Source organism: Pseudonocardia sp. CA-107938 (assembly GCF_050936315.1).
GTDB lineage: Bacteria > Actinomycetota > Actinomycetes > Mycobacteriales > Pseudonocardiaceae > Pseudonocardia.
In genome coordinates, this window is record NZ_JBNJNA010000001.1 from 2894944 (window position 1) to 2899314 (window position 4371).

Below are 4371 nucleotides of genomic sequence, written 5' to 3' on the forward strand. Positions count from 1 at the left end.
CCGCAGAGACAGGAGAGATCGTGTCGAACCACCCCGCACGCTGGCGGATCCTCGGAGTCCTCGGCATCGCCCAGCTGATGCTCATCCTCGACGTCACCGTCGTCGCCGTCGCGCTGCCGCAGATGGAAGCGGATCTCGGGCTCTCCCGCGAGGCCCTGACCTGGACCGTCAGCGCCTACACCCTCACCTTCGGCGGGCTGCTGCTGCTCGGCGGGCGCCTCGTCGACCTGCGCGGCGCCAAGCCGGTCGCGCTCGGCGGCCTCACCCTGTTCACCCTCGCCTCGCTGGCCACCGGGCTGGCGCAGACGTCCGAGGCGCTCGTCGCCGGTCGCATCGCCCAGGGCCTCGGCGCTGCGCTGCTCTCACCCGCCGCGCTGTCGCTCGTCGTCACCCTGTTCGACGGCGAGGAGCGTGGCCGCGCGCTCGGGATCTGGTCCGCGCTCGGCGGCGCCGGATCCGCGATCGGGGTGCTGGCCGGCGGTCTGCTCGCCGCCGGTCCTGGGTGGCGGTGGGTGTTCTTCGTGAACGTGCCGATCGGGGTGGCCACCGTGATCAGCCTGGTCGTCCTGCTCCCGGCCACCCTCCGGCCGGGCGCCCGTCCGCGTCTCGACGTCCTCGGCGCCGTGCTCGTCACCGCCTCCTCGGCCACCCTGATCTACGCGCTGATCTCCGCGGGTGAGCGCGGCTGGCTGAGCATCGTCACCGTGGGCCTCGTGCTCGCTGCCGCCGTGGGGTACGTGCTGTTCGTCCTCTGGCAGCGGGCGAGCGCGGCGCCGCTGATGGATGTCCGGCTCCTGATCCGCCGGCCCGTGGCCACCGGCGTCCTGCACATCACGCTCGCGACCGCGCTGATGATCGTCGTGTTCTTCCTCGGCACCTTCTACTTCCAGAACACCCTCGGCTACGGACCGCTCGCCACCGGCCTGCTGTTCCTGCCCGTCGCGCTGGCCACCATGCTGAGCGCCACGCTCGCGGGACGGCTCATCGCCCGTCTCGGGGCACGCCGGCTCGGCGTGACGGCACTCGTCCTGGCCGCTGCCGGCATGGCCGTCCCCGCGCTCGCACTCGGCCCGGTCACGGCAGTCGTGGGGGTCGTCGTCGCGGCGGCAGGGACCGGGGCGATGTTCGTCGTCGCCTCGGCCACCGCGCTCGGCCAGGTCGCGCCGGAAGAAGCGGGCGTGGCCTCCGGCATCGTGTCGACCTTCCACGAGTTCGGCGCCTCCGTCGGTGCTGCGGCGATCTCCAGCATCGCGGCAGCCAGCCTCGTCGGCGGCACGCTCGACGGGTACCAGCGGGGCTTCGCCGCCGCCGCCGTCGGTGCGCTCGTCGCCGCCGGGGTCGCCATCGTCCTCACCCCCGCACGACGACCGGACGCAGCACCGGCCAGGTGAAAGCCGACCATTGTCGGAAACACCCGGAATTCGATTGCGACACATCGGCGTCGGCCGGGGGAACCATTTCGGTGGGCACACGTTCCGATCCTGTGCGCACCGAACCGTTGCCCCGGCCGCGGCGCTGGACCACCTGCGTGCGGATCGTGATCGCGGGAGCGTCCGCGCTGGTCCTGCTCGTGACGGGGTACGCGTGGAGCAGCCTCCACGACCTGGACGCGGGCCTGCGCCGCTCCGGCGCACTGGACGGGCTCAGCTCCGGCGCCACCGGCGCGCAGAACATCCTCCTGATCGGCCTCGACAGCAGGCTCGACGAGAACGGGAACCCGCTCCCGCCGGAGATGTACCAGGCGCTCGACACCGGCGGTGCCGACGTCGGCGGGCACAACGCCAACGTCATCATGCTCATCCACGTGCCGGCCGACGGCAGCCGCGCGACCGTCATCTCGGTGCCGCGCGACGACTACGTCGCGCTCGCCGGCAGCCCGGACGGCACCGCGAAGGGGAAGATCAAGCAGGCCTACGGGCTGGCGTTCGACCAGCAGCACCGCGCGCTCGTCGCCGAGCACGTGACCGACCCGGTGGCGCTGGAGCAGCGCAGCCGGGACGCCGGGCGCACCGCGGAGATCCGTACCGTCGGCCAGTTCCTCGGAGTCCCCGTCGACCACGTGGTCGAGGTGACGATGGTCGCGTTCTACCAGATCGCGCAGGTCGTCGCGCCGATCACCGTGTGCGTGAACGAGGACACCAGCGACACGTACTCCGGTGCCGACCTGCACAAGGGGTACCAGCAGCTCGACGCCGCGCAGGCGGTGGCCTTCGTGCGGCAGCGCCGCGACACCGCCCACCCGGCGCTCGCCTTCACCGATCTCGACCGCGAGCGCCGCCAGCAGGCGTTCATCGCCTCGCTGGCGTTCCAACTGCGCCAGACCGGGACGTTGACCGACCCGGCGCGGCTCGAGGGGCTCATCGCCGTCGCGAAGCAGAACACCGCGCTCGACCCCGGGCTCGACGTCACCGGGCTCGTCGGCACGCTGTCGGAGCTGGCGGCGGGCAACGTCGCGTTCGCCACGGTGCCGATCGACCACTTCGGCAAGGACCCGCGCGGCGAGGACGTCAACATCGTCGACCCGGCGACCGTCCGCAGCGCCGTCGCCCGGCTGCTGGGAGCGCCGTCCGCCCCCGCGGCACCGAGCACGACCACCGGTGTGGTGGTCGACGTGCTCAACGAGAGCAGCGCGACCGGGCAGGCGCGGGCGCTGCTGGACCGGCTCACCGCCGCCGGTTACCGGGCCGGGACCGTCGGCAACGGTCCGCACCGCGCCGTCAGCGCGGTCGAGTACGGGCCCGGCGACGAGGGCCGGGCCCGCGACCTGGCCGCGGCGGCGGGCATCGCGACGACCGTCCTCGACCACGCGCTGCCGGCCGGCAGCCTGCGGATCCTGCTCGGCGCGGACCACGCCGCGGCGACCGCGGCGCCGCCGACCGCAGCGCCGGATGTCACCGACGCTCCTCCGTTCGGTGCGGGGATCCCGTGCGTCAAGTAGTCGCCGGAGACGTGGACCGGCGCACCGCGCTGCTGCTCGCCGTCGGCGCGGCAGCGCTGCTCTCCGGCTGCGGCGGCCCCGCCGGGACGGCGCGTGCGGCCCCGACCGCGGCATCGCTGCCGCCGGTGCCGGCCGCGCGTCCGGGCGCCACGCAAATCGTCAACCGGGGCGAGGCCGGCAGCGACCGGCGCATTGCGCTCACCGTGGACGACGGCACCGCAGCCGATGTCGTCGCCGGGTACGTCGATTTCGCGCAGCGCACCGGCATTCATCTGACGTTCAGCCCGAACGGCACGTACCACCGATCGTGGGCGCCACACGCCCCGGTTCTGCGCCCGCTCGTCGCGGCCGGCCAGGTGCAGATCATCAACCACACGTTCAGCCACCGCGATCTGCGCAAGCTCTCCGATCAGGAACGGCGCGCCGAACTCGAACGCAACGACGACTGGGTCATCAGCACGTTCGGCACCACCACGCGGCCGTACTACCGGCCGCCGTTCGGTTTCCGCTCCGTCGAGGTGGACGCGATCGCCGGGGAACTCGGCTACACCCGCACCGTGCTGTGGAACGGATCGTTCTCCGACTCCGAGACCGTCACACCGCAGTTCCTCATGGATCAGGCCCGGAAATACCTGCAGCCGGGCGTGCTCAACCTCGGGCACGCCAACCACCCGACGATCCTGGGGCTGTTCGACGACATCGCCGCGTTGATCCGGGACCGCCAACTCACCCCCGTCACCCTCGACGAGATGTTCGGCACGAGCCGGGCCGACGGCTGAGGACGGTGCCGCATCCGAACTCCGAACCGTGACCGTGGCTTCCGGCGACCGGGAATGTCGGCGCCGTGCCGGATCGGGTGCTCGTCACCGAGATCGAGTCACGCCCTGTGCGCGGCCGCAATCCACGCACGCATTTCTCGACCCGGCTCGGCGATCCGGGTCGGTGCGCGTGCCCTCGCGTCCCGATGCGCGGGCGGTCCGGGACGCTGCCGTGTGGCTTGGGCGGGGTCGCGGCCGGGGGTGCGGAGGCAGGTCGCGAGCGGGTGGGCCGCGGCCGGCGAACCTCAAGAGTCGATCAAGTGCTGTGGACATCACGTCGGCGGCTCGGCTATCGTCACGGGCGTTCCCGCCGACATGGGGGAGCGGTGGTTCCTGACCGGTGGTTGCTGTCGTAGCGCGACTCCCGAGCCGGAGCCATCGGAGCACCGGGCGTGCGTTCCACCGTCCGGAGCGGGTCGCAGCCTCAGGCGCGACGTGCGAGTTCCGTGAGTTGTGTTCGTTCTGCCTCGAAGAACCTCAGCGCCTGGTCGGCGCGGTCTTCGACCTCCCGCAGTACCCACCACGGCATCGCCTTCAGGAGCTCTCATCATGCGCAGGAATTCCGCTCACGACAGTGGGGCCGCCGGCTCCGCTGCGTGCGCTGAAGCCTGCGCG

3 protein-coding genes are annotated in these 4371 nt (G+C 72.4%); all 3 read left to right on the forward strand.

Features of this window, described 5'->3' with window-relative positions; translation table 11 throughout:
- Positions 1–20: 20 nt before the first annotated feature.
- Positions 21–1391, forward strand: coding sequence for an MFS transporter (locus tag ACQEVB_RS14600; RefSeq protein ID WP_432970513.1), 1371 nt, complete (start codon positions 21–23; stop codon positions 1389–1391).
- 92 nt (positions 1392–1483) lie between these two features.
- A complete protein-coding gene (locus tag ACQEVB_RS14605) occupies positions 1484–2938 on the forward strand; it encodes an LCP family protein (RefSeq protein ID WP_432970516.1) in 1455 nt (484 codons plus the stop codon).
- Between the two features lie 11 nt (positions 2939–2949).
- Positions 2950–3717, forward strand: a complete 768-nt coding sequence (locus ACQEVB_RS14610) for a polysaccharide deacetylase family protein (RefSeq protein ID WP_432970519.1) — start codon at positions 2950–2952, stop codon at positions 3715–3717.
- The last annotated feature ends 654 nt before the right edge of the window (positions 3718–4371 follow it).